The following is a 22,701-nucleotide window of genomic DNA, read 5'->3' as shown; positions in this document are numbered from 1 at the left end:
CTTTTTTTATGTACCAGACCTTTCAGTAGCAGATATCGGCACAGATATCCTGCGACTGAAAGGTCTTATTTCTATGCCGGCCGCTACAAAAAAATTGTTAAAACGTAAGTTTTAAAAAAATGCTGTTCCCTCTTGACTCGAACATATGTACTGTATTAGAATATAATCAGAATATATGTTCGGGAGTGACGAAAGTGAAATTGATTCTGGGGATTATGTTAATTTTGGCAGTATGGTCGGTTATGCCGTTAGCAAGCTCTAATGATTATCTCGGCGCTAATCATTATACGGTCATCAATGTTCAAGCAGGCGATAGTGTCTGGATCATTGCCGCCAAGTTTGTCAGCGACAAAGAGGATATAAGATATTTGGTGACTGCGATCCGCGAAGTAAATAAACTCAATAGCAATGCCCGGATTTATCCGGGCCAGCAACTGAAAATACCAGTGCCTCCGGTCAAATGATTGTGTATACCGGCAGTTAGAATATGACCGCAGGGCAGCCGCTTAGCCGTCTATATAATAAAAAATGGGTGTCTTTAATGCTTTACATTAAAGACACCCATTTTTTGTTATATAGAAAGAATTACGCCGTATATTCCGCAGGTTAGGATTGTTTATCAATAAGAATACTTTTTAAGGCTTTTATTTGCTTTCTTTCCCCGGCGACTACAAGCGTGGATTCAGCGGTAAAAATTTGATCAGGCCCAGGATTAACCGTTTGCTTTTGATCTTTCTCAATAATGGCGATAACCGTTGCCCCAGTGTGCTGCCTGATCTTTAAATCGCCAATACTTTTTCCAATACAGGCGGAACCGCTCTCTATTTTATACCACTCTATCACTAATTCGTCCAAAGCATCTTCAATGGTTTCCACTGACTTTGGTTTATAAGTCATCCCGCCAATAATAGCGGCAGCCTGACGGGCCTCATCATCATCAAGAAGTACTGATGAAATCATTTCATCGGCATCCTTGGGATCGTAATGATAGATTTCCCGGCGGTCGTCATCATGGATTACCAAAACGATTCGGTCTCCACTGCGCGTACTCATCTGATATTTTTTCCCAATACCGGGAAGATCAGATTCCTTTATATTGAGCATTAATTTACCTCCCTAAATTAGTAACCAGCCGAAGATCAGAATGACTTAATAGTATGATTGGTTCTGCATTTGAGCAAAACAATTCCATTCTAAGCTATTTTTTAATTATATTCAACTGGTTAAAAAAAGTCAAATTGCCGATAACCATAGCAGTGGCCATCCGGTAAAATCATTTTACTAACTTTCCCGGCACAAATTGGCGAATAAAACTTGTACAAACATGGTTTAAGAAGCAATCCAATCCTTCAGTTTACTTTTTATGGTTAATGTGTTTTCCGTAGTAAATCCATTTGCAATTTCTATAAAAAGTGTCATCAAGCTGCGGAGTGCATCGATAATCTAATATCCTGAATGTCTTCGCACATAGCGAAAAATAAGGCACCGTAGGATTTCCAGTCTCCATGATGATTATCTCCTTTACATTTCTGTGGTTGGACTCTTCTCACACTAAAATACCACAGAAATGTTTTTTTAGACTAAGTTTTAGTCATGGGTGGAAACTAGAAGTTACTTTTGCAATTTAGGTTCGGAAAATGTGAAGATAGTTCACAATAAATTGATTGACAGTCATTTTCAGTAGTGATAAAATGACTTCCGAATCAATAATTGATAACGATTATCGTTATTAACAGGGAGGGTTTTATGGTTAGATATGACGAAGGCACACGTTGTTTATAGCCATATTCCGTTCTGTCAGACAAAATTCTTGTATTGTGGTCGCTTTATATGACTGATCAGCAGAATGTTCCGCTGAACTTGCCGGTGGCTGCCAGTGCCCGCCAGGATGTGGTAAGAGCCTGCAAGTGACCGTAGCTAAGGGAAGGTGAGGCAGAAAATTAGACTTTGCAGCAAGATGTGGCAGGGACATAGCAAGATAAGTTTCATTTAAAGAATTGAGGAAATAGTAGAAAGAAGGTCATCATATCATGTCTAAGTTTATCAGCAAAAAGAAATCTGCCTTGATTGTTGCCGCCTTGTGCGGCGCCGTTCTGCCAGTTAATGCCTATGCGGCAGACACGGATACCGCAGCTACGGTGAAGACCCGTGACGTGGTTGTTACTGCCTCCCGTACGGAGCAGGAAGTGAAAGAAACGCCTTCGGCCGTCGAGGTCATTACCCATGAGGAGCTTGAGCGCACCGGCGCCAATACTTTGACGGAAGCCCTTAAAATGGCCACAGACCTCAATATCACGCAGAGCGCGATGGGTAACAATGTCAGCCTGCGTGGCATGAACAACAACCAGACGCTGATACTGGTCAACGGACGCCGCGTCCGTACTGAGGACACCAACGATTCGGCTAATAAATATGAGTTGAACCGCGTGAATATGTCTAACGTTGATCATATCGAGATCGTGCGTGGCACGGTGAGTTCCTTGTACGGTTCTGATGCTATGGGCGGTGTCATCAACATCATCACCAAAAAATCAGCTGCGCCGGAGATAACGGTGGGGAACGACTGGACTAGCCATGAAAAGGATGGTTATTTTCACGTGGGCTCCGGTCAGCAGGGCAAGTGGTCGTTCGATATCGATGCCAAGTACAGTGATACCAAGAATTGGGGGTATCTTGGCAGCACGGACCAGGTCATCAGCCTTGGTACTGGTACATATTCGATGCTGACTAATACAACGAACCAGTATGGTAAGCGGTATTTCTTTAATTTTGATGGCCGCTATGACTTGTCGGAGAACAAAGAACTGGATTTCTTCTTTGATTATATGAAGGAAGACCTCGAGTCCCAATCGTTTACCAGTCACATTGTTAGTACGCCTAATTACAGCGCTACAGTCTTGACAGCCGGGTATCGCAACCTCTTTGACCATGAACGCTGGACTACCGGCCTCGGCTATAAGGGCAAGGACCATTTGGGCGATTATGAGCTGCGTGTATACCATACGAGATTCAATAAGGAGCAGGAGGTCTATTACTCCAGCTATTCGGGCAAACTTCATTCTGCGGGAGATCTTTCCAGTACTGATGATATGACTTTTAATTCAACGACTATTGATGGCAAGCGTTCTTTGCAGATGGGCAATAATCAATTGCTGACCTTAGGCGGTGAGTATCGCCTGGAAAAATATGATTCCACGCGCCTGACCGAAGAGTCGGACATGAAATACGCGGCGCTCTATGCACAGGATGAATGGCTGGCCGGCCGCAACTGGCTGCTGATACCGTCCGTGCGCTGGGATTACAGCGATGTGTTTGGCAGCAAGGTGACCGCCAAGCTGGGCAGCACTTACCATTTGAGCAAAAACAGTCGTTTGAAGGCCAACTTCGGTAGTGCCTACCGTGCTCCGACGGCCAGTGAGCTCTATATGGACTGGTCTCACAGCGGCTATGCCTATATTCTGGGCAATAAGGACCTGCGCCCGGAGACGGCCGTGAACTTCGATATCGGCCTAGAGGCGGAGCAAGGCCGCACTTCCGGCAAGCTGTCCTACTTCCACAATAAGGTGAAGGAAATGATTGACTATGAATACCAGGGGGTTACATCGGGACTTTATACCTACAAGTATTATAACGTTGACAATGCGACCATCCAGGGCCTGGAGGCGGAGGCCAAGCAGAAATTAGGTGACAAGTTTGCTTTGCGTAGCACGTATACCTATCTGGATGCTGATAACAGCGATACAGGTGAGCGCCTGGCCAATCGCGCCCGCCATAGTGTCAAGCTGATGCTGAAGTTTGATGACGCAGCGAAGAGCGGCGTCACAGCTACTCTCTGGCAGGAATGGCTGCTTAACTACAGATATGAGTTGGGTGAGGATGTCGGTACGACCCATCTGAATACCTTAAACTTGGTGGTCAATAAGAAATTCAATGATAGCCTCAGCGCTTACGTTGGCATTAACAATATTTTCGATGAGCAGGATACCAATCTCTTTGCCGATGGACGTGTTTGGCGCGGCGGCATGAAATATACTTTCTGATTTGGTTTGGATTGTGGTGAGCTGATTATACCAAAGGTTGGTGCTGTTTTTTATGTCAATGCACCAATTTATGAGGTTATTTTACTTAAAAAAATATAAAAAAATGCTAAAAAGTTGCTTATTTAAACTTGTGTTTTAAACAAAAACCGTGTATCATAATGTATGGGGAACTACCGCAGGTAAAACTGTGGTAGGATGGCAAAGGGTATAGAGGCGGCAAAAGCGAGAGCGGATCGGAAGGCTCTCGCTTTTGTGTTTTGTTCTTTATAGATTGAGAAGCAGAAGTAATTTTGATCGGCTGCTTGCGCTTTCGCCAAGGCCGCCAAGTTTATGTTGGAGTTTCAGGGGTATTTACGGTCGTGGTATCATTTGCGGTCATGGTATTGTTTACGCTATTCACATTTTCTAAGGTATTCAGATTATCTAAAATGAACGTACTAAGCACATCCCTTAAATCTGACGAAAAACTGGCGTCATAGCTTGGCGAGCCAATGTTGTTGATGACTTGCGTATCAACGAAAGTCTGCAATTCCGGCGGGAAATTAATATTAAGACTATTTTGGGTAATAGGTCCAATATTGGCAATTAAAAATACCTCTAAAATATCACGGACATCTATTCTGATCGCCATAGGTCACACTCCTTCACTCGTTACGTTTGGTGCTTTACCATACTATGCTGCTGACGCCTGCTTTGAATCAATTTAGTCCCGCGAAAAAAATAAAATTATTGGTGTATTCCCTGCCGTTTGTTGCGGGTTCTTTAATGACAGCGGAGAGGATTGCCGAAAGATCCATTTATTAATAATATTGAGGCCGCCGGTCGGTAAACACCGGCAGTCTTTTTCGTATGTCGGCCACCGTTGAAAAGTCAACATCAGCCAGGATAAGTTCTTCTGTACTGCCGCCTTCGGCAATAATTTTTCCCCAGGGATCAATAATCATGGAATGACCGTACATTTTTCCATTGCCCCGGCCGTTGACCGTATTGGCACTAATAACAAACAGCTGGTTTTCGATTGCCCGGGCCTGATTAAGAACTCTCCAGTGCTCTCCTCTTTGTTCAGGCCATTGGGCCGGAATAAATAAAGTCGTGCAGCCCTCAAGCGCCAGAGAGCGCGGCAGTTCGGTAAAACGAATGTCATAACAGATGATCAGGCCTGCCGGACCGGTACTTAGCTCAAAACTGCATTTACGGTCTCCGGGACTGATATATTTTTCTTCCGCCATTAGGCCAATCAGGTGGATTTTGCTGTATTTTGCAATGATTGCGCCCGTCTTATCAATAGCGTATGCGGTATTGTAAATTTTGCTGTTACGGCTTTCGGCGATTGAGCCGGCAATAATTTCTATACTGTATTCCCGGGCCAGCCGCTGCAGCAGCAGCAGTGTCGGCCCAGTTTCCGGTTCAGCCAGGGTATGAATCTGGTCCAGCCGATAACCGGTGGTCCACATTTCGGGCAACACAAACAGTTGAGCATGGTGAGCCAAACCGGTATGGATCATATGCAGTGCTTTTTGACGATTGGCCTCAACATCGCCCAATCGGACATTCATTTGCAGTACAGCAACTTTCATGAGGGTTAGTCAACTCCTTTATTCAGCAGTTTACTTACTATTTTAACAAATTGCCGGTTAAAGCGCAGCAGCCGTAAGACAGGCTGTTCTTTTTATGGTAATTTTATGTATAATGGAAGTAGCAGACAAGCGAAAAACGAATAGGGGGTATTTTAATGAATAAAGTTTTTGTCATCATTGGACCGCCGGCTTCAGGTAAAACCTCTATTGCTAACCGCCTCGCCAGCTATGGCATCCCGGAGATGGTCAGCCATACAACCCGTCAACCGCGTGAAGGAGAAATAAACGGGGAAAGCTATTATTTCGTTTCCAAAGAAGAATTTGCCAAAATGGATCTGATTGAACGGGTAAATTACTCCGGCCAGTACTATGGCTTAAGCAAACAGGAAGTGCTGAAAAAAGTCAAAGAGCAGCCTTTAAGTATTGTTGTGGTCGAACGGACCGGCCTGGAGCAGCTGAAAAAACTGCTTGGCGAAAGGCTGGAGTCTATCTATATTATGATAGACGATACTACAATTATTGACAGGATGCTGAATCGCGGTCAAAGCAATGAAACGATTCAACGCCGTTTGGAATACGCCCAAAAAAATGGCGAATTCAATCATTGGCAATTAACCGATTATGTTGTTAAAAATACTAAGACCATCGATAGCGCTGTGCGACAGGTGATGGCGATTATGGGGCTGTCTGTCCCGGCGGTCGAGCAGTAATGAGCATATGATCGGCCGGCTGTATCCGGTGAAGTGAACTAAAGAGATAGCAGGCTGTGATCAGCCTGCTATCTCGTAGTTGTTCAGCTTATTTTCGGGCTTGTTCCTGCAATTTTGCTACCCGCTGGGCAGTTGTTGGATGTGTACTGAATAAGCTGTTGATGGTTCCGCGGACACCGCTTAACGGATTGATGATAAACATATGAGAGGTAGCAGGGGTAGCCTGCTGCATAACGGCGTGTTTGGCATAATGCTCAATTTTTTGTAATGCGCTGGCTAAGGCCAGTGGATTACCGGATATCTGTCCGCCGCTTTGATCGGCTTCAAATTCACGGGACCGGGAAATGCCAAGCTGAATTAAGGTTGCGGCCAGTGGCGCTACAACAATGGTAAAGATTAAACCGGCGATGCCGCCGCCTTCTTCATCATCGCGATTGCTGCCAAAAATAGCAGCCCACTGCGCCATCGTGCCGATCCAGGATATTACGCCGGCGATAGAAGCGACAACCGTGCTGATCAGTGTATCGCGGTTTTTAATATGAGCCAGTTCATGAGCTACGACTCCTTCGAGCTCATCGTAATTCAGAGCGCGCATAATCCCTGTTGTTACCGCAACTACGCCATTTTCAGGATTACGGCCGGTAGCAAAGGCATTGGGAACCTCACTGTCAATGATGTAGACTTTAGGCATAGGCATTTTAGCGCGCTGAGTCAGACGGGCAACCATTTTATACAGGTCTGGCGCCTGCTCAGGGGTGACGGGACGAGCCTTATACATCTTAAGGACGATTTTGTCACTGTACCAGTAGCTGCCAAAATTCATGGCAAAAGAGACGAGCAGCATCAGGGTTGCCCCTGATTTTCCGCCGAATGCACCACCTACGGCAACTAAGAGACCGGTTAATGCAGCCAGCAGTATCGTTGTTTTTACAGTATTCATATTAAATCCCTCCTAATGTTAATTTTCAGATGGGTTAATTTGCGCATTTCTATGGCGAATTTTAAGATAGTGGCCCAATGCCAGTACGAAAATAACGAATACTACCTGAATATAGATGCTGTATTGATTCAGCAGCGGACCTGTAATTTTATCGGCGACAACCATTTCAGCAGAAGCGTAACCTAAAATACCGGCGCCAATATAGATGATCACAGGATACTTATCCATTATTTTCAGGAATATCTGAGAACCCCAGATGACCAGCGGAATGCTGGCCAGCAAACCAATGATCAGTAAGGAATATTTGCTTTCAGGCACGGTTTGGGCTACTGCAGCCAGTGATAAAACATTATCGAGGCTCATAATCAAATCGGCAAACAGGATCGTTTTTACAGCGGCGCCCAGGCTGGAAAAATTGTCGACATGAACTACCTTGGGGTCTTTGGCCAGCAGTTTAACAGCAATCCATAATAAGGCGATGCCGCCGGCAAACTGTAAATATGGTATTTCTAAGAGCCAGGCAGCCATGAGCGTTAAGCTTATCCGTAGGGCAATTGCCCCGGCACAGCCCCAAAAAATCGCTTTTTTGCGCTGTTCTGGTGGTAAGTCCTTGCAGGCTAGTGCTATAATTATAGCATTATCCCCACTCAAAAGTAAGTCCAGCAGTAAAATACTGCCCAAGGCTACCAACCAGTCGGGATTTAAATGCATTATTTCAAACATTATCTATTCGTCTCCTCCGCCACTTAAACTAAATGATCATACTATTTGAATTTAATATACTCTTTATCATAGCTAATCGTTTACATGTTATTCACCTCAATTAATGAGAAAATGCTTCAGACAGAGACAATTTCATCAATTAAGGCCCAAATAGGTAGTAAAAGACCTTGTCTCTGTCGAGAGACAAGGTCTGGCTTACAACTTGATTGCCAGCTTTGCCGGGGATAAAATCCCGAAGTGTCGACAAAGACTGTACAGCTACTCCCCTTGTAGGAAAAGTATTAGCATTATTCGTTTGGAATATTAGTATAGCATAAACATTCATAAGCGTCAAATATCATTTTGTTGTTAAATCAAACTGAATGCCAAAGCGGTTGCTGGTAAATTTAAGCCATTCCCGGGCAGCAAAGGATAAATATTTATCCTTTCGCCAAATGATTGCCAAATGCCAGGGGATTTCCGGTTGATCCAATTCCAGAACCTTAATCCGGCTGGCCGGCAGTTCCTTGGTAATGGTATCAGGCAGGAAGGCAATGCCTAATTTGGCTGCAACCATTTCCGCAATAAAATCCCATTGAGAGCTTTCACAAACAATTTTTGGATAAAAGCCATTTTGGCTGCAGCGCTCCAGAATACGGTCACGGATCGTAAAATCTTCGCGAAACAGCACGAAATGTTCCTCTTTTAGCTCGGAAAAGCCCACCAGCTCTTTATCTGTCAGAGGATGCTCAGGATATACAATAAGCCGCATGGGTTCCCTGACAAAGGAGAACATGTTGAATAGTTCATTTTTCACCGGTAAGGCCACGACGCCGATATCCAGGCTGCCGTCTTCGACGCCATGCTCGACTTGTTTTGACCCTACCTCAATTAATTTTTGGGTAACCTGCGGGTATAAATGATTAAAATCGCCAATAACGCTGGGGAAGAAGCTCACGCCGACCATTGGAGGCAGACCAATAATAATATTGCCTTTCTTTATGTTGATCACATCGGACAATTCTGAGGTGAGGTTTTGCACAGAATGAACGATTTGCTGCGCCTGCCGCAAGACGGCTTTGCCGGCATCGGTCAGTTCAGCCTGTTTGGCAGTGCGATTGAACAGCGTGACCTCAAGTTCTTCTTCCAGAATTTTTACCATTTTGCTAATTGAAGGCTGCGTAATATGAAGGGCCTGGGCTGCTTTGGTAAAGCTTTTATGACGTGCAACCTCAATAAAGTAGGTCAAATGCCGTACATCCAATTCTTTCACCTCGTTCTTCCGATTCATTAATCTTTACAGTATGAACCCGGTATTGTATTATCATACCATATTTTACAAACAGCCCAAAGAAAATACAAGTTATATCATTGTTGACAGTACCTATGGATTTAATTCAGCTTTAAACATTTACTCGGCATAGTAATTATTATATAATAAAATCGTTAACCATATTTATTATTTTGGTTAACGATTAAGTATAACAGTTAATTGATAGTGGTTGGTTAACTTAATCGGGTGTTGTTGGTATTGGGCCGTGATGTTCGAGGAATTCAAGCATTTCAATGTAATTTGGAGGGGAAGGATATGCCGAATAAAATCCGGTGGCTGACTGAAATTAGTTTATTGGCCGCGCTGATTGCCGTTACCGGGGCAGTAAAGCTGCCTGGCCTGATCCCCGGAACGGAATTTCAGTTGTCTGCGCCACTGGCAGTAGCAATCTGTGCAGCGTTTGGTTTTACCAAATACATTACTGCCGGAATTATGGCCAGTATCATCGGACTGATGTTAGGAATGCAAAACCTGTTGAATGTATTTATTGCCATGATTTTCAGGCTGACCGTCGGCGGTGTATTAGGATTTTTCGGCACTGCCTGGCCAGTGGTCGCCATTGCCGGGCCGATTGGGTCGGCAATGGCCCGGCTGGCAATGGGCGGATTACTGGGTAAGGCCGTTATTCCCCTGTTAATAGCGGCGGCGCCCGGTATGCTGTATACCGCCGCCGCCGCCTGGCCGCTGACTCTGATGCTCGAAAAGGTTAAATCACGAGCCGGGAGGGAGCCGGTCAATGATTTACAGCGTTAGAATGCGGGCGGCGCAGGGCGCTGCACACGAGGATGGCGGCCGGCATATTTCGGGGGCTGAGCGGCTGGTCAGCAGGGATCAGATAGGCGCGCTGACGCAGTCTATGGTGGAACGGGCATTCTCGCACAGCCGCGGGCAAACGGATTTTATCAACATTACCGTTGAGGCTGTTGCAACGGAAAACATTCGCCGGCTGGAACTGTTGCCAATGACAACAGTTGCGGCTGCTGATGTTTCGGCCGGACGGGCAGCAGCCAAAGCGGCCCTGGCTGCCGCCGGCGTTAAATCGCCTGCGGCCGATGCCGGTATGGAGCGGTTGCTGGCGTTAAAAGACAGCATGCGCGGCGCCATGCTGATTTGTGGTGTAACCGGGCAGCGGCTGGATGGTACTGACGGGCGCGGAATCCGGGTGTCGCGAATGGACATTGACGATCAGAACCGCTTCGCCGCCTGGCTGGAAAAGCGGGGCTTTACTGGAATACATATCCGGGAAGCAGTGGTATTGGCTACCAAAGTGGCCGCCGCTTCCGGTGTTATCGCTGAATTATGCTGGTCGGATGACCCCGAATACACGGCCGGCTATGTCGCGTCAGCCAGCGGGTACATGAGATTTCCCCAGCTTAAACCATATGGCGTTATGCAAGGCGGGCGGCTGTTTTTTATCAGGCCGGAGACAAATATTACCGAACTGATGCACTATCTTGAAACACAGCCGGTTTTGGTAGTTACCCCCGAGGAGGCTGAATAAGTGGATTTTTTACAGGACTATTTACTGGCGGCAAGGCAAAAAAATCTATACCGCCAGACGATTGCTTATGAGCCGGTCGATGCGACTCACGTCCGGCTGGACGGACAGATTTATTTGCTGCTGGCCGCCAATAATTATCTTGGGCTAACGCATCATCCCCGGGTACGGCAGGCGGCCATTGAAGCGGTAGCCAACTATGGGAGCGGGTCAGGCGGGGCAAGACTGACAACAGGCACACATCCTGTCTATTCGTCACTCGAAGGCCGGCTGGCGGCTTTCAAAGGAACGGAGGCCGCTGTGGTCTTCAATTGCGGTTATATGGCGAATATCGGTACAATCAGCGCATTGATGGGCCGGGCTGATACTATTTTCAGTGATGAGCTAAATCATGCCAGCATCATTGACGGCTGCCGGTTGAGCAAAGCCCGGACGGTAGTATTTCGCCATTCGGATATGGCGCATTTGGCGCAGTGTTTAGCCGAAACGCCCTGTTCCGGTCAGCGGCTGATTGTTGTAGACGGCGTATTTAGCATGGACGGGGATATTGCGCCGCTGGAAGAAATCGTAAAGCTGGCGAAGAAATACGATGCACTGACCATGGTAGATGACGCTCATTCCACCGGAGTTTTGGGGCAAGGGCGCGGTACGGCGGTCCATTTTGGCTTAGAAGGGCAAATTGATATTCAGCTGGGGACTTTAAGCAAGGCTTTGGCTGCTGAAGGGGGATATGTGGCCGGCAGCCGTCAACTGGTGGAATATCTGGTTAATACAGCCCGCAGTTTTATTTTTTCCACTGCCCTGGCTCCGGCTGCTGTTGCCGCAGCCCTGGCTGCGCTTGAGCTGATCGAAGCTGAGCCCGCATTGACTGAAAAGCTTAGCAGCAACAGCAGCTTTATGCGCCGGGGCCTGTCGGCGGCCGGTTTACCGGTGGTTGGCGGGATAACCCCGATCATCCCGGTAGGTGTTGGCCCAGCCGGTACTGCCGTTAAACTGGCGGAAGAGTTGCGGCAGGGCGGTTTGATTATTACGGCAATCAGGCCGCCGACGGTGCCGGAAGGGGAAAGCCGTCTTAGAATTGCCGTTTCGGCAGCTCATGATCAGGCTGAACTTAGCCTGGCAATTGATCAAATTGCGGCAGCAGTCAACAAACTGAAAAGAGGTGACCATTAATGCAAGGTTTATTTATCACAGCCACAGACACTGATGCTGGCAAGACGGTCATTACCGGAGCAATTGCGGCTGCGCTTAAAGCACGCGGTATTAATGTCGGGGCGCTCAAGCCGCTGGCCTCCGGTGGTACAGCAGATGATAACGGCCAATTGGCCGCGGAAGATACGAATTTTTTACTAAAAGCCGCCGGTCTGGCTGAGGATCAGCGGACCCTGGTCAATTTTGTCTGTTTGCAGCCGGCTTTGACTCCGGCTGTTGCCGCCCGCCAGGATGGAGTAACCATTGATATGGCGGCGGTAATTTCCGGCTGCCGGTATGCCGGACAGCATTTTGACAAAACGCTGGTTGAGGGAGTCGGCGGAATGGCCGCGCCGTTGTGGGAGGATTACACTGTTGCCGATCTGATGGCCGAATTGGGCCTGCCGGCAATCATTGTCACCCGGCCGTATCTCGGCGCAATTAACCATACCGTACTGACTGCCGGGTATGCCAGGCAGCGAGGAATTGAAGTCGCCGGTATTATCATTAATCAATGGAATGAGGCGCAAGCCGGCATTCTGGAATACAGCAATATCGAATACATTGAACGGCTGACCAAACTGCCGGTATTGGGCAAGTTTCCCCTTGTTCCGGCAATCAGCGTCGCCGGCGCCCGGCTGGAAGGGTTGGCTGAATTGGCGGAGCGGCATTTGGCTGTTGACCGTCTGCTTGCCGCTATGGAGGGACAGGATAAATGATTGAGGCTAAAGATAAACAATATATCTGGCATCCTTTCACTCAGATGAAAGGATGGCTGGAACATTCCCAGACAGTAATTACTGATGCAAATGGGATAAAGCTAATCGATAGTAACGGGCGGGAATACTATGACGCCGTTTCTTCACTATGGGTGAATATACACGGCCATCGCCGGACGGAAATAGATCAGGCAATCATCAGGCAGCTTGGGCGGGTCGCGCATAGCACTGCCTTGGGCCTGGCCAATATGCCGGCCGCAGAGTATGCCGAACAACTCATTAAGGCTGCGCCGGCCGGCCTAACCAAAGTATTTTATTCCGATGACGGCTCCACAGCGGTTGAGGTAGCCATAAAAATGGCTTTTCAGTATTGGCGTCATCAAGGCCGGCCGGACAAAAAGCGCTTTGTAGCGCTGGAACAGGCCTATCACGGCGATACTGTGGGTACAGTCAGTGTCGGCGGCATTGATTTGTTCCACCGGGTATTTAAGCCGTTGTTGTTTGCGCCATTTTATATACCGTCGCCCTCCTGTTATCATTGTAGGCTGGCTGACAGTCCGGCAAGCTGCAACCTGGCCTGTGCCCGGCAGCTGGAAAAGCTGCTGGAGGAAAAGCATCACGAAATTGCCGCCCTGGTCATCGAACCGCTGGTTCAGGCTGCTGCGGGCATGCTAATGTCGCCGCCTGGCTATCTGGCCAGGGTGAGGGAACTGACCCGGAAATATGATGTACTGCTGATTGCCGATGAAGTGGCGACCGGTTTTGGGCGGACCGGCCGGTTGTTTGCCTGTGAGCATGAAAATGTCGATCCGGATTTCATGTGCCTGTCCAAAGGAATTACCGGCGGGTATTTACCGTTGGCGGCAACTCTGACCACTGACCGGATCTATAACGAATTTTTGGGAGAAATGGCGGAGAAGCGGACCTTTTATCATGGGCATTCCTATACTGCCAATCAGTTGGGCTGTGCAGCGGCTTTAGCCAGTTTAAAAATTTTTTCCGACGAGCAGGTGATTGCCGGCCTTGCTCCCAAGATTGCGGCAATCAGTGCAAATATGGCTAAACTGAAGGAGCACGAGCATGTCGGTGATGCCCGTCAGTGCGGTATGATTGCCGGTATCGAGCTGATGCAGAATAAAGAATTAAAACAGCCTTACTCCTGGGAGCAGTGTATAGGCGCCAAGGTTTGCGCCAAAGCCCGCGAGTATGGGGTATTTATTCGTCCGGTAGGCGATGTGGTGGTATTTATGCCGCCATTATGCGTTTCGCCTGACGACATTGATCTGATGCTGGGTGTTGTGGCCCGCTCAGTTGAAGAGATATGCAGCCAGGGCCAAAGCGTTGATGACGGCGGCGGCGCGCATTTTTAAGTTTTTTACAAAAGCAGTTAGCCAATATTGGCTAAAAATGTTATCATGAGCTTAAAAAGGAGTGGCGCTGATGAGAAAAATACTATACTGGGATATTGACGGAACCTTGATTAGAACAGCCAAAGCTGGATTATATGCCTTTGAGCAGGCCGTAGCCGAGCTTTATTGCCGGGAAATAGACTTTGCCAAGCTGATCACAAGTGGAATGACCGATAATCATATTGCTGCCCAAATCATTCAAAATATTCTTAAGAGACAGCCCTCCGGACAGGATATCAGCGCACTTACGCAGCGTTATGAAGCGGTGCTGCCGGTGCATTTAGCGGCAAGAAAAGGCCTTATTCTGCCGGCGGTGCAGGATATTCTCGAAGCTCTCCATCCAAACGAAAACTATGTATCGCTGCTGCTGACCGGCAATAGTCGCTGCGGCGCTAAAATTAAGCTGGACTATTTTGACCTGGCCAAATATTTTAATTTTGCCGCCAGCGCATTTTGCGAACACCGCCTGGAGCGCAATGATATTGCCCGGTACGCGCTTGAGACAGTGCAAAATTTGTACCCTGATGTAACGCCGGACAATATCTATATTATTGGCGATACGCCCAATGACATTGCCTGTGGGAAGGCCATCGGCGCAAGAACCATTGCGGTGGCGACCGGCAATTATTCTGTAGAAATCCTGTCCGGGCAGGCGCCCTGGTGGGCGGTGAAACAACTGCCGGCTCCGGCGGAATTTATCGCTAAACTGTCTAGCTGATTGGCGTTTTTGGGGAGAGCGCGTTAAGTTTGTAAATTTTACTTGGCCGGCCGCGCATATTGGAATCGGTTTCGCCGATACATTCCAGTAAGCCGATCTCGCATAGACTGTTAAAAATACGTCTGATGTTGCGGTCAGTAACGTCCAATTTGGCTGCTATCTGCGCAGAGGTAAAAGAATCCCAGTCCATTCGCCGGATGACTGCTTCTATTTTTTTGAAGGTTTTTATGCTGATATTTGCTTGATTTAAGCGGCTAAGGAGTTCTTTATCATTTGAATAGTAGGAGTAGGTTAATTCGTCCTGGTCACCGGCATTTTCAATCAGTTGACCGCCATCTTCGATAATGACGATGCCATTCTGTCTTTTTTTGGCGTGTTGAACAGCCTTATGGGCATTCAGTTCGGCCGTAAAAACAGTTTCAGCAAAGCCAATCCCCACGGAGATCGCACAGTCGGTTTCCAGTGATAATTGATTGATGACATTTTTTAGCGGAGTGAATTTTTTTTCAATGGAGCCTCTTGAGCTGTATATTTCGTAGCGGCCGCGGCCTTTTTCCACCAGATAGCCGTCCAAATCCTCACAGAACTTCAATAATAGTTTTTTTATATCCAGCTCAAGATATTGCAAGCCATAGGGGGTTTTGATTTTTTCAATCATCTCATCAAAATTTTCAACTTGCAAAATGGCCAGACCGACTTGCGTATTTTTAAAATAACTGGCAGTTACCTTTTCTACAATAATCTTAATGGCTTGACGGATTTCCATTGTGGTGGGCGTATTTCGGTATACGAGGATGTTTTCCTTTTTTAATACAGTATAAACCGAATCCAGCGAAGTAATCGCAGCGTCGGTTTTACCTGCTTTGATCAGTTGCAGATGAAATTGGGCAAGCTCATCTAAGCTGACGGTGTGATCATAGAGCTTTATGATCATATCACTATTGGGAATGCCCAATTCAAGCAAACTTTCGTGGACATCATCCGCTCCGTCCACCATATCTATTGAAATACGGTTAACCAGTTTTTTTTGATGGTAGGCTATTTGCATAAAGCTGCGATAAATGCCTGCGCCTATCCCGGGACAATAGGATAAATTATCATTAGAGCCTAATGCCTTTTTGGCCATCATCAGGGGCGCCGGGCCGGAAAAAAGCCAGCCTTTCACCTTTGCATAATTATTTTTGACAATATCCGCTGTTTCATAAATTTCATTATAGGGAAAAGGAATAAATTCCATATTCGTATATTTCGATTTTTCAATAATGCTGAGGATGCGTTCCACAGATGTGGCTGGTCCTACTATGCCGATTTTACTCATCAATGACCTGCTTTCTCCTGCTTCATTTTGCTAACATGGGATAGTAGTATTATTATAGCATGCAAAGATACCCTTTGAAATCTCCCTGAATAGTCCAAAATTCAACCCATTGCAGCAATAGACAAAGCAAACAAGATAAAATTTAGCTGCCGCAGATGCAAAAAAAGACGTAAAGATAATGATAAAGCGAGAAAACAACATCCAATTACTGCAGGACATTGTATCCCTGCCGGCTGAGGGAGAGGGCGGTGCAGCCCTGATTAAACGCAGAGGAAAAGCAGAGAACCTGGACGAAATATCCAGTCTCTGCTTTTTTCTCTGTTGCCCGATCATTGATTTCTTCATCCTTTTCTTAAAAAAAGCCGCGCCGCATGTCAGGGAGATAAAGTCAGCTGTTGATTACAGTTCCGCCATTGACGTGGAGCACCTGTCCAGTGATATATTGGGCTGCTCCGGATGCCAGGAAAACGTAACAGGGAGCTGCCTCGAACGGTTGGCCGGCCCGCTGCATGGGCGTATCCTGGCCAAACTGGGATACTTTCGGGGCATCGTAAGAGGCGGGGATAAGCGGAGTCCAAATTGGGCCGGGGGCAACGGCGTTAACCCTGATTCCCTGGCCGATCAGCAATTGAGATAAAGAACGCGTCAGGGTTACAATGGCCCCTTTGGTGGCGGAATAATCTAATAATTGGACATGCCCTTCATAAGCGGTAATTGAGGCAGTATTAATGATACTGCTGCCGCTTTTTAAATATTGCAGAGCGGCTTTGGCAAAATAGAAGCAGGAAAACAAGTTGGTTCGAAAAATCCGTTCTAATTTTTCCGGGGTAATATCGGCCAGACCATTGCGGACATGCTGCTCGGCAGCATTATTGACCAGGATATCAAGTCCTTTGAATTCTTTTACTGTTTGCGTTACCGCCGATTGACAAATGGCCTCATCACCGATATCACCGGCGATCAGCAGGCAGCGCTGTCCGTATTTTTCTATTTGACGTTTGGTTTCTTCGGCGTCAGCGTGTTCATTTAAGTAGACAATGCTGACATCTGCTCCTTCCCGGGCGAAAGCGTAAGCTACCGCCCGGCCGATGCCACTGTCCCCGCCGGTAATCAGCGCAGTCTTCCCTTTAAGTTTGTTAGCCGATGGTTCATTGGGATCAATGGATACCGGCCGGGGGATCATCTTTGCTTCTATTCCCGGCTGGACATCCTGATGCTGGGGTGGAAAGCCCTGCCCCTGGGTAAGCAGTATTTCTTCCTGATTCATAGCATTGAGCGTCTCCTTTCAGGATTATCATTCATGGTTAATATATCCGGCAAAGAAAATTGCTATGCGGAGGGGAATAGGGCCTGTCGCAAAACATTTTTAAAGAGTGTCAGGCAGAAGGCCCGGAGCGGGAAAGCATTTAAGGGGACAGGTCCCTTGTTTGCTTTTGCGAACGAGGAACCTGTCCCTGGTTGAATACGTCTTGCAGCTATTGCCGAGTGCCGGCTTTAGCTTGCGGGCAAGCGTTTTACTGCACCAGTCCCTTCCGGTTAGTTGACTGTATGATTTTGCGCCGCCATTTTCCGGCTATAAGTATTGATTTTTTCGACAATCTGTTTAATGTAATGAGATGAACCGCTCATGATATCGATGAGAGAGTGCTTCTTAAAGATCAGCAAATCGGTTTTTGAGCCATGACCGATGGCGGTCAGCATCATGAGATACTCGTCGGAAACGTTTGTAGGAATGCCCATGCCTTCAACAGCTTGACGAAATTTACCCGACTCGTGCAGCAGGCTTTCCATATCGTAGCCATGTAAAGAAAAGTTTAGCTTTGTCCAGAAATTAACTGGTTTAAAAATTGAATACTCATAACTCATTAACTGGGTATTGAAACCCTCCGCAATCTTAAACCCAAAATGCTCTGCCTGCTCTGACCAGATGGTTCCGGGGAATACTCCGGGCGGATTAATGATTACCGTATCAGGCAGGGTTTGTTCGATCATGGTGATGTTTGCCTGGAATACGTCTTGAAAGGTAATTGGGCCGACAATAGGTGTCGGGTAAATGAGTGACAGCCCAATTTTGCAAGGTTGTGCCACTTTAGCAGCAGCTAACTTGATGCATTGAATGGTTTCAATGATATCTTTTCTGGTAACCCCTTTGTTCATTACCTTTTCATTAATTACATCATGGCCTGTTTCGCCTCCCATAAATACGGCTCTTAATCCGGACTTTATTAAGAGGCAGTAAATATCGAAAATTTCTTCCGTTACTTTTCCGGCTCTTACAAACATTGAATAATGAATATGCGCATTATTAGCCATTAATGTGTGGGCTATGGCTTTGCCGTGTGATAACGGAGTTTCTGAACTGCTGAAACGAAAAAAGGCAATTCCTTGTTTGGTCATAGTTTGAATTTCAGCATAAATTTCTTCAACCGGCCTGGGAATATGGGTAACATTTTGACGGGAATGGGAACAAAAATTGCATTTGTTCCAGCTGCAGCCAACTCCGTCAACTAAGGTATGAAACAGAATTTTATCCTTAAGATCTTCCTCGTTATATTTGGGGATAATAAAATTGTCAAACATATAGCTGCCATGCTGGCTGTAGCTTCCAGTGCTAATTAGGCGGTCCCGGGTAATTTGATTGTGGACTTTATCGAGGAAAGCCAGCTTGGTTGCGGTAGAACTCAGCATATTAAGCAGCTTTTCAAGAATGTATTCGCCAGGGCCCATAATTGCCAAGTCAAATATCTCCTCGTCAAGGACTTTCGCTCCATAAACTTTAACCTGAGGTCCTCCTGCTACAATGATTGTATCCGGATTTTGACGTTTGATCTTTTTTGCTAATTGTATGCTCCAGGCATAAGCATCGCCATACCAAATTTTTATTCCAACCATAGGTATTGAATTTGTATATACATATTGAGCAATTTCATCACCCAGCTTGTCCATGTATTTTTTTCTTCTATAAATGGCCAGGCTTTGAAATGGCCAGGCAAGCAGCAAAAACAACAGGGTTAAGTGTTTCAATGAGGTGTAATATTTCATTTGTAGAATAACTAACAACCGTAAGAAATGGAAGCACCATTTCGGTACTCCTTGTTCAGCGCCGGACAGCCTTTGCTCATCAATAACAGTAACAGTAAACCCTTTGCTTTGCAAAAAGGTTCTGATTAGAGCAAGTCCGTTCTCTAAAGCTGCATCAGAAGCTATACGCTGTCTAGGGGCAAAACTGTTGACAAGTAAAAGATCTATAACTTTTTTCATGGTAATCATCTCCCTTGATTATTGACTATTAGCTGTAAGCTTAATGAAGCTTGTAATAGCTTTTTGGCTGCTAAAGGATGCAAATGGCTGTATTTTGCAAAAACAGGGTTTGAGATGATTAGCAAGTCAGCTTCGGTAACAGCCGTAATTTGCTGTTCATAGGGCTTTGGCCCATTGATTCCGCAGCCAAAGCAATGACCTGGCTGGAGAAGATGGGAGCACGATGCGGATGTGGCAGACAAAGTACCCGAAAGCAAAAAATACAGCTCATTGCTTATTTCCCCTACAGTAGTAATGATGTCACCTTCGTTGCAGTGGAATATCGCTCCGAGCTGTATTAATGTGTTACGTTCTTGTTCATTCAAATTGTTTAAGGGAGGGAAATGTTTAATCTCGTTATTAAATATTGATTGAATATACTTTTGGGTCAAGTCTTTAAATTGAGAGTTAATATGCTTGTATGATTCTGGGAAAGCAAGCTTAAACCGTGAAGCTAGTACAGATTGCTGTGTTTTGGGGAAAAAGCGGTATAAAGGTGAGTGCACTGATTTTAAGTGGGCCACATCATCATGAATAAAAACTAGTGGTAAAAGTAGGCCATAGCCTGGTTCTGTGAAGTTTTTTGTATATCTGCGCCAGCCTACTCTTTCATAAAGTTGAATTAGTCGTGGATTACCTCCGCCAAAAGAGAGTTGAACTTGAAACTCGTTATAAACTTTGTACATTTCAGCTATTAATCTGTACATAAGGGTTGATCCGCGGTATTTTTGTGATATAGCCATTTTGGTTGTTAATCCGATTTTTTTATTTTCATAATCATAGAGCATCTGTTTGAATTTAGGGAAACAAAAGATTTCTGATAGCCAACTTGGGAAATCCTCAGTTTCAGAGATTGTTAATCTTGCGGTTGCTATTATTTCAGAACCAACTGATGCATAAAGTAGAATACTATTTTGGTCGAGATCATCAATTACTTTTTTGTTTTTATGATCTGCCGAATGGGCAGAAGAGGACATTTCGTTGACAAAAATATCGTAGCGAAAACGATATATGGCATTTTTTTCTCTTATTGAATTTGCAATACGAAACCTAATCGGGTTATCTTGGTTGTCAGATTTTTGTTTTAATTCCATTAATACTCCCCCTAAAAATTAAACATGGAAAACTAAAGCCATTAATTAAAAACTGTATATAATCATTAGATCACCTCCTTCCATTTAACAATTTGATTCTCAGCAAAAGAAGGATGTTCCTATAGAATTTTGTCTAAAAATGGAGTTTATTGTTGAATAAATGTTTAAGTGGTGAAAATACTTGACAATAAGAAACAGGGTGTCTCAAAAATGCCAAAGCATTAAAGACACCCTGTTTCGATCATAATCTAGAATAATCAGACCTTCTTCTGACAGAACTAAAACTATTGAGACAATCCACTGCTGCTGTGAATGGTTGCTGATTTTTTACAATTTATTATTATTTAGCCGTTAATTGAAAATAAATTAAGAACGTTGTTCCCGTTGAATCTGATTTTACTGCTATTTTTGCCTGATGGCGTTCAGCAATACGATAACATATTGCCAGACCTAGGCCTGTACCATTTTCTTTTGTTGATACAAATGGTTTGCCGATATTCTCTAATATGTGCAGCGGTATACCATTTCCCTGATCTTTTATAGATAGAACAACTTTATCATCTTCAGGGAAGGTTGAAATTGTAATAATTCCTCCTGATGACATTGCTTCAAGACCATTGCGGACTAAATTAAGTATAAGCTGCCTTATTTCTTTTTCGTCTATGTAAAGCTCTGGAATGGGGTTTAAACACAAGTTAATATCTTTATTCATCCCATTAGCATCGGCCTTAACGAGAGGATACAGAGATTCAATTATTGAATTTAGATGAGAAATATTAAAATCAACTATTTTATGTTGGCTTAAAGATAAATATTCTTTTATAATTAGATTAGTCCTATCCAGTTCTTCTATTAATAATCCGAATTGTGATTTGTATTTTGAAAACTCCTGTTTATTTGAGAAAAATTGTAGGTAGCCACGAACTGTAGTCATTGGATTTCTTATTTCATGAGCCACACTTGCGGCCATTTGTCCTATCGCATTCAGGCGATCTAATCTTGACAAATCTTGCTCCATAATTTTACGAGATGAAATATCACGTACAATACCTTCTAATCCTATACAAGTATTTTTATTGTCAAATATTGGTGTTGATTTTTGTTCCACCCAGACAATTTCCTGATTTGGTTTAATTAAGCGAAGTGTAAGGAGGTTGCCCTTTATTGAAGTAATGGATTTTAAGGACATTTTTAACAAAGGGCGATCACTTGGATAAATAATAGATAGTAAAAGTTTAGGTGATTTATAAAACTCCCTGGGATAAAAGCCTGTTAATTTAAAAACAGATGGGCTAATATAATCAAAAGCGAATACAGGACGAATTTTACATCTAAAGATAACATCTGATGCATTTTCTGCAAGTAAACGATAATCTTGATCTTTGAGGAGAAAATCACTACGGGTTTTTTCAAAAAATACAATTAACGTACCAACACCGATAACGAATCTTAGTAAAGCATCGACTAAGAATCCCCAGGGAACAATCCGCTCAATCTCTATTAGGAATGGTAAATCAATTGCATGTATTCCTAATATTATGAATGCAACACCTGTTACGTATTTCCCTATGCCAGGAATTTCAAGATGTTTAATAAATAAAAGTCCAGTTTTACAATATAGTAGCCCAATATAGATACAAGTGGGTAATGATGCCAACAGAAATGACAATTTTAAATAAGCTGCGCTATCACTACAAATTGTAGCGATAGCGGCCCAAAAATACCAAGAGGTATTTAAGTTTCTTTCAGTTAATAAACTTGTGGCTTTAAGTAGAAGCACACAACTAACTATAGTTGCAAGTTGATATATAACCAAAAGGGGAAATTCAATTTCTGGCAGGTTAGTTGTGAAGAAGGCAAAACGTCCAAAGTGTAGAATCCATCCACTTATCCATAAAGCAAGATAAAGCTGTCTATATTGTAAAAACAAGTATATATAAATACATATTACCGCAAGGCTCGCTAGTATTGTGGCAAGTAATGAGGTTTCAAGGAAATTCATCAATTTTCACCTTTTTCGATAAATTTCAAGCACTGGGAAATATTTCTACTATTATTTGATTCCATAAAGGTAATTTCTTTCCTGCTAAACCGTACAATTTGCAGATATATAGGGCTGTTATACGAATAAACGCATAAAAAAACGAGCCTG

The 22,701-nt window shown here is 44.9% G+C and carries 20 protein-coding genes; 9 read left to right on the top strand and 11 right to left on the bottom strand.

The window, feature by feature from the left end; translation table 11 throughout:
* Nucleotides 1-194: 194 nt before the first annotated feature.
* Nucleotides 195-464: a LysM peptidoglycan-binding domain-containing protein gene (locus BLR06_RS15585; RefSeq protein WP_173812941.1), complete on the top strand. Its 270-nt coding sequence runs from the start codon at nt 195-197 to the stop codon at nt 462-464.
* 142 nt (nt 465-606) lie between these two features.
* Here the strand turns inward: BLR06_RS15585 and BLR06_RS15580 are convergent, their stop codons facing one another.
* Entirely contained in the window at nt 607-1,104 is a 498-nt protein-coding gene (locus BLR06_RS15580) for a cation:proton antiporter regulatory subunit (RefSeq protein WP_092074523.1), read from the bottom strand.
* A gap of 926 nt (nt 1,105-2,030) precedes the next feature.
* On the opposite strand from BLR06_RS15580, the gene BLR06_RS15575 reads away from it, so the two are divergent.
* Nucleotides 2,031-4,040 (top strand): TonB-dependent receptor plug domain-containing protein, encoded by a 2,010-nt coding sequence (locus BLR06_RS15575; protein WP_092074522.1) that lies wholly within the window; start codon nt 2,031-2,033, stop codon nt 4,038-4,040.
* A gap of 328 nt (nt 4,041-4,368) precedes the next feature.
* Here the strand turns inward: BLR06_RS15575 and BLR06_RS15570 are convergent, their stop codons facing one another.
* On the bottom strand, nt 4,369-4,671 hold the full coding sequence (locus tag BLR06_RS15570) for a hypothetical protein (RefSeq protein ID WP_092074521.1): 303 nt from the start codon (nt 4,669-4,671) through the stop codon (nt 4,369-4,371).
* A 169-nt stretch (nt 4,672-4,840) separates the two neighbouring features.
* On the bottom strand, nt 4,841-5,617 hold the full coding sequence (locus BLR06_RS15565; protein WP_092074520.1) for a carbon-nitrogen family hydrolase: 777 nt from the start codon (nt 5,615-5,617) through the stop codon (nt 4,841-4,843).
* A gap of 155 nt (nt 5,618-5,772) precedes the next feature.
* Between BLR06_RS15565 and BLR06_RS15560 the strand changes: the two genes are divergently transcribed.
* On the top strand, nt 5,773-6,327 hold the full coding sequence (locus tag BLR06_RS15560; RefSeq protein WP_092074519.1) for a guanylate kinase: 555 nt from the start codon (nt 5,773-5,775) through the stop codon (nt 6,325-6,327).
* 88 nt (nt 6,328-6,415) lie between these two features.
* Here BLR06_RS15560 and htpX read toward each other — a convergent pair whose 3' ends face one another.
* The 3 genes from htpX to BLR06_RS15545 all read right to left on the bottom strand — a co-directional run bounded on the left by htpX (nt 6,416) and on the right by BLR06_RS15545 (nt 9,242).
* Nucleotides 6,416-7,267 carry a zinc metalloprotease HtpX gene (htpX, locus tag BLR06_RS15555; RefSeq protein ID WP_092074518.1) on the bottom strand — a complete coding sequence of 284 codons (852 nt, stop codon included), beginning with the start codon at nt 7,265-7,267 and terminating at the stop codon, nt 6,416-6,418.
* A gap of 18 nt (nt 7,268-7,285) precedes the next feature.
* Nucleotides 7,286-7,990, bottom strand: a complete 705-nt coding sequence (locus BLR06_RS15550; protein WP_245698182.1) for a TerC family protein — start codon at nt 7,988-7,990, stop codon at nt 7,286-7,288.
* Between the two features lie 337 nt (nt 7,991-8,327).
* Complete coding sequence (locus BLR06_RS15545) at nt 8,328-9,242, bottom strand: LysR family transcriptional regulator (protein WP_245698181.1); 915 nt, start codon at nt 9,240-9,242, stop codon at nt 8,328-8,330.
* A 315-nt stretch (nt 9,243-9,557) separates the two neighbouring features.
* Here BLR06_RS15545 and BLR06_RS15540 point away from each other — a divergent pair, with 315 nt between their 5' ends.
* The 6 genes from BLR06_RS15540 (at nt 9,558) to BLR06_RS15515 (ending at nt 14,837) form a co-directional block, all read left to right on the top strand.
* Nucleotides 9,558-10,055: a hypothetical protein gene (locus BLR06_RS15540; RefSeq protein ID WP_092074517.1), complete on the top strand. Its 498-nt coding sequence runs from the start codon at nt 9,558-9,560 to the stop codon at nt 10,053-10,055.
* Complete coding sequence (locus BLR06_RS15535) at nt 10,039-10,803, top strand: 6-carboxyhexanoate--CoA ligase (RefSeq protein WP_092074516.1); 765 nt, start codon at nt 10,039-10,041, stop codon at nt 10,801-10,803. The genes BLR06_RS15540 and BLR06_RS15535 overlap by 17 nt, the downstream gene beginning before the upstream one ends.
* Nucleotides 10,804-11,973, top strand: coding sequence for an 8-amino-7-oxononanoate synthase (gene bioF, locus BLR06_RS15530; protein WP_092074515.1), 1,170 nt, complete (start codon nt 10,804-10,806; stop codon nt 11,971-11,973).
* Nucleotides 11,973-12,710 carry a dethiobiotin synthase gene (bioD, locus tag BLR06_RS15525; protein WP_092074514.1) on the top strand — a complete coding sequence of 246 codons (738 nt, stop codon included), beginning with the start codon at nt 11,973-11,975 and terminating at the stop codon, nt 12,708-12,710. Before bioF ends, bioD begins: the two co-directional genes overlap by 1 nt.
* The gene (gene bioA / locus BLR06_RS15520; protein WP_092074513.1) at nt 12,707-14,080 is read left to right on the top strand and encodes an adenosylmethionine--8-amino-7-oxononanoate transaminase; all 1,374 of its coding nucleotides are present in this window, start codon (nt 12,707-12,709) and stop codon (nt 14,078-14,080) included. The genes bioD and bioA overlap by 4 nt, the downstream gene beginning before the upstream one ends.
* Nucleotides 14,081-14,150: 70 nt before the next feature.
* Entirely contained in the window at nt 14,151-14,837 is a 687-nt protein-coding gene (locus BLR06_RS15515) for an HAD family hydrolase (RefSeq protein WP_092074512.1), read from the top strand.
* On the opposite strand, the gene BLR06_RS15510 is transcribed toward BLR06_RS15515, so the two are convergent.
* The 5 genes from BLR06_RS15510 to BLR06_RS15490 form a co-directional block, all read right to left on the bottom strand.
* Nucleotides 14,830-16,158: a helix-turn-helix domain-containing protein gene (locus tag BLR06_RS15510; protein WP_217636915.1), complete on the bottom strand. Its 1,329-nt coding sequence runs from the start codon at nt 16,156-16,158 to the stop codon at nt 14,830-14,832. The two genes, BLR06_RS15515 and BLR06_RS15510, sit on opposite strands and share 8 nt — an antisense overlap.
* Nucleotides 16,159-16,543: 385 nt before the next feature.
* The gene (locus BLR06_RS15505) at nt 16,544-17,422 is read right to left on the bottom strand and encodes an SDR family oxidoreductase (RefSeq protein WP_092074510.1); all 879 of its coding nucleotides are present in this window, start codon (nt 17,420-17,422) and stop codon (nt 16,544-16,546) included.
* Nucleotides 17,423-17,691: 269 nt separating this feature from the next.
* Nucleotides 17,692-19,425, bottom strand: coding sequence for a B12-binding domain-containing radical SAM protein (locus tag BLR06_RS15500; protein WP_092074509.1), 1,734 nt, complete (start codon nt 19,423-19,425; stop codon nt 17,692-17,694).
* Nucleotides 19,422-20,549, bottom strand: coding sequence for a cyclic nucleotide-binding domain-containing protein (locus BLR06_RS15495; RefSeq protein ID WP_092074508.1), 1,128 nt, complete (start codon nt 20,547-20,549; stop codon nt 19,422-19,424). Before BLR06_RS15495 ends, BLR06_RS15500 begins: the two co-directional genes overlap by 4 nt.
* A 340-nt stretch (nt 20,550-20,889) precedes the next feature.
* Nucleotides 20,890-22,551, bottom strand: coding sequence for a PAS domain-containing sensor histidine kinase (locus BLR06_RS15490; RefSeq protein ID WP_092074507.1), 1,662 nt, complete (start codon nt 22,549-22,551; stop codon nt 20,890-20,892).
* Between the last annotated feature and the right edge of the window lie 150 nt (nt 22,552-22,701).

It is taken from the genome of Dendrosporobacter quercicolus, assembly GCF_900104455.1.
GTDB lineage: Bacteria > Bacillota > Negativicutes > DSM-1736 > Dendrosporobacteraceae > Dendrosporobacter > Dendrosporobacter quercicolus.
The sequence above is the reverse complement of the archived record's forward strand: the minus strand, read 5'-3'. Positions and strand labels throughout refer to the sequence as shown.

What these genes read in the sequence shown, in the direction of transcription:
- BLR06_RS15570 (WP_092074521.1), bottom strand. Translation starts at nt 4,671, where the DNA reads ATGGCGATCAGAATAGATGTCCGTGATATTTTAGAGGTATTTTTAATT.
- bioA (WP_092074513.1), top strand. Translation starts at nt 12,707, where the DNA reads ATGATTGAGGCTAAAGATAAACAATATATCTGGCATCCTTTCACTCAG.
- BLR06_RS15565 (WP_092074520.1), bottom strand. Translation starts at nt 5,617, where the DNA reads ATGAAAGTTGCTGTACTGCAAATGAATGTCCGATTGGGCGATGTTGAG.
- BLR06_RS15515 (WP_092074512.1), top strand. Translation starts at nt 14,151, where the DNA reads ATGAGAAAAATACTATACTGGGATATTGACGGAACCTTGATTAGAACA.
- BLR06_RS15495 (WP_092074508.1), bottom strand. Translation starts at nt 20,549, where the DNA reads ATGGAATTAAAACAAAAATCTGACAACCAAGATAACCCGATTAGGTTT.
- bioD (WP_092074514.1), top strand. Translation starts at nt 11,973, where the DNA reads ATGCAAGGTTTATTTATCACAGCCACAGACACTGATGCTGGCAAGACG.
- BLR06_RS15500 (WP_092074509.1), bottom strand. Translation starts at nt 19,425, where the DNA reads ATGATTACCATGAAAAAAGTTATAGATCTTTTACTTGTCAACAGTTTT.
- BLR06_RS15550 (WP_245698182.1), bottom strand. Translation starts at nt 7,990, where the DNA reads ATGTTTGAAATAATGCATTTAAATCCCGACTGGTTGGTAGCCTTGGGC.
- BLR06_RS15560 (WP_092074519.1), top strand. Translation starts at nt 5,773, where the DNA reads ATGAATAAAGTTTTTGTCATCATTGGACCGCCGGCTTCAGGTAAAACC.
- BLR06_RS15505 (WP_092074510.1), bottom strand. Translation starts at nt 17,422, where the DNA reads ATGAATCAGGAAGAAATACTGCTTACCCAGGGGCAGGGCTTTCCACCC.
- BLR06_RS15580 (WP_092074523.1), bottom strand. Translation starts at nt 1,104, where the DNA reads ATGCTCAATATAAAGGAATCTGATCTTCCCGGTATTGGGAAAAAATAT.
- BLR06_RS15575 (WP_092074522.1), top strand. Translation starts at nt 2,031, where the DNA reads ATGTCTAAGTTTATCAGCAAAAAGAAATCTGCCTTGATTGTTGCCGCC.
- htpX (WP_092074518.1), bottom strand. Translation starts at nt 7,267, where the DNA reads ATGAATACTGTAAAAACAACGATACTGCTGGCTGCATTAACCGGTCTC.
- BLR06_RS15540 (WP_092074517.1), top strand. Translation starts at nt 9,558, where the DNA reads ATGCCGAATAAAATCCGGTGGCTGACTGAAATTAGTTTATTGGCCGCG.
- BLR06_RS15535 (WP_092074516.1), top strand. Translation starts at nt 10,039, where the DNA reads ATGATTTACAGCGTTAGAATGCGGGCGGCGCAGGGCGCTGCACACGAG.
- BLR06_RS15490 (WP_092074507.1), bottom strand. Translation starts at nt 22,551, where the DNA reads ATGAATTTCCTTGAAACCTCATTACTTGCCACAATACTAGCGAGCCTT.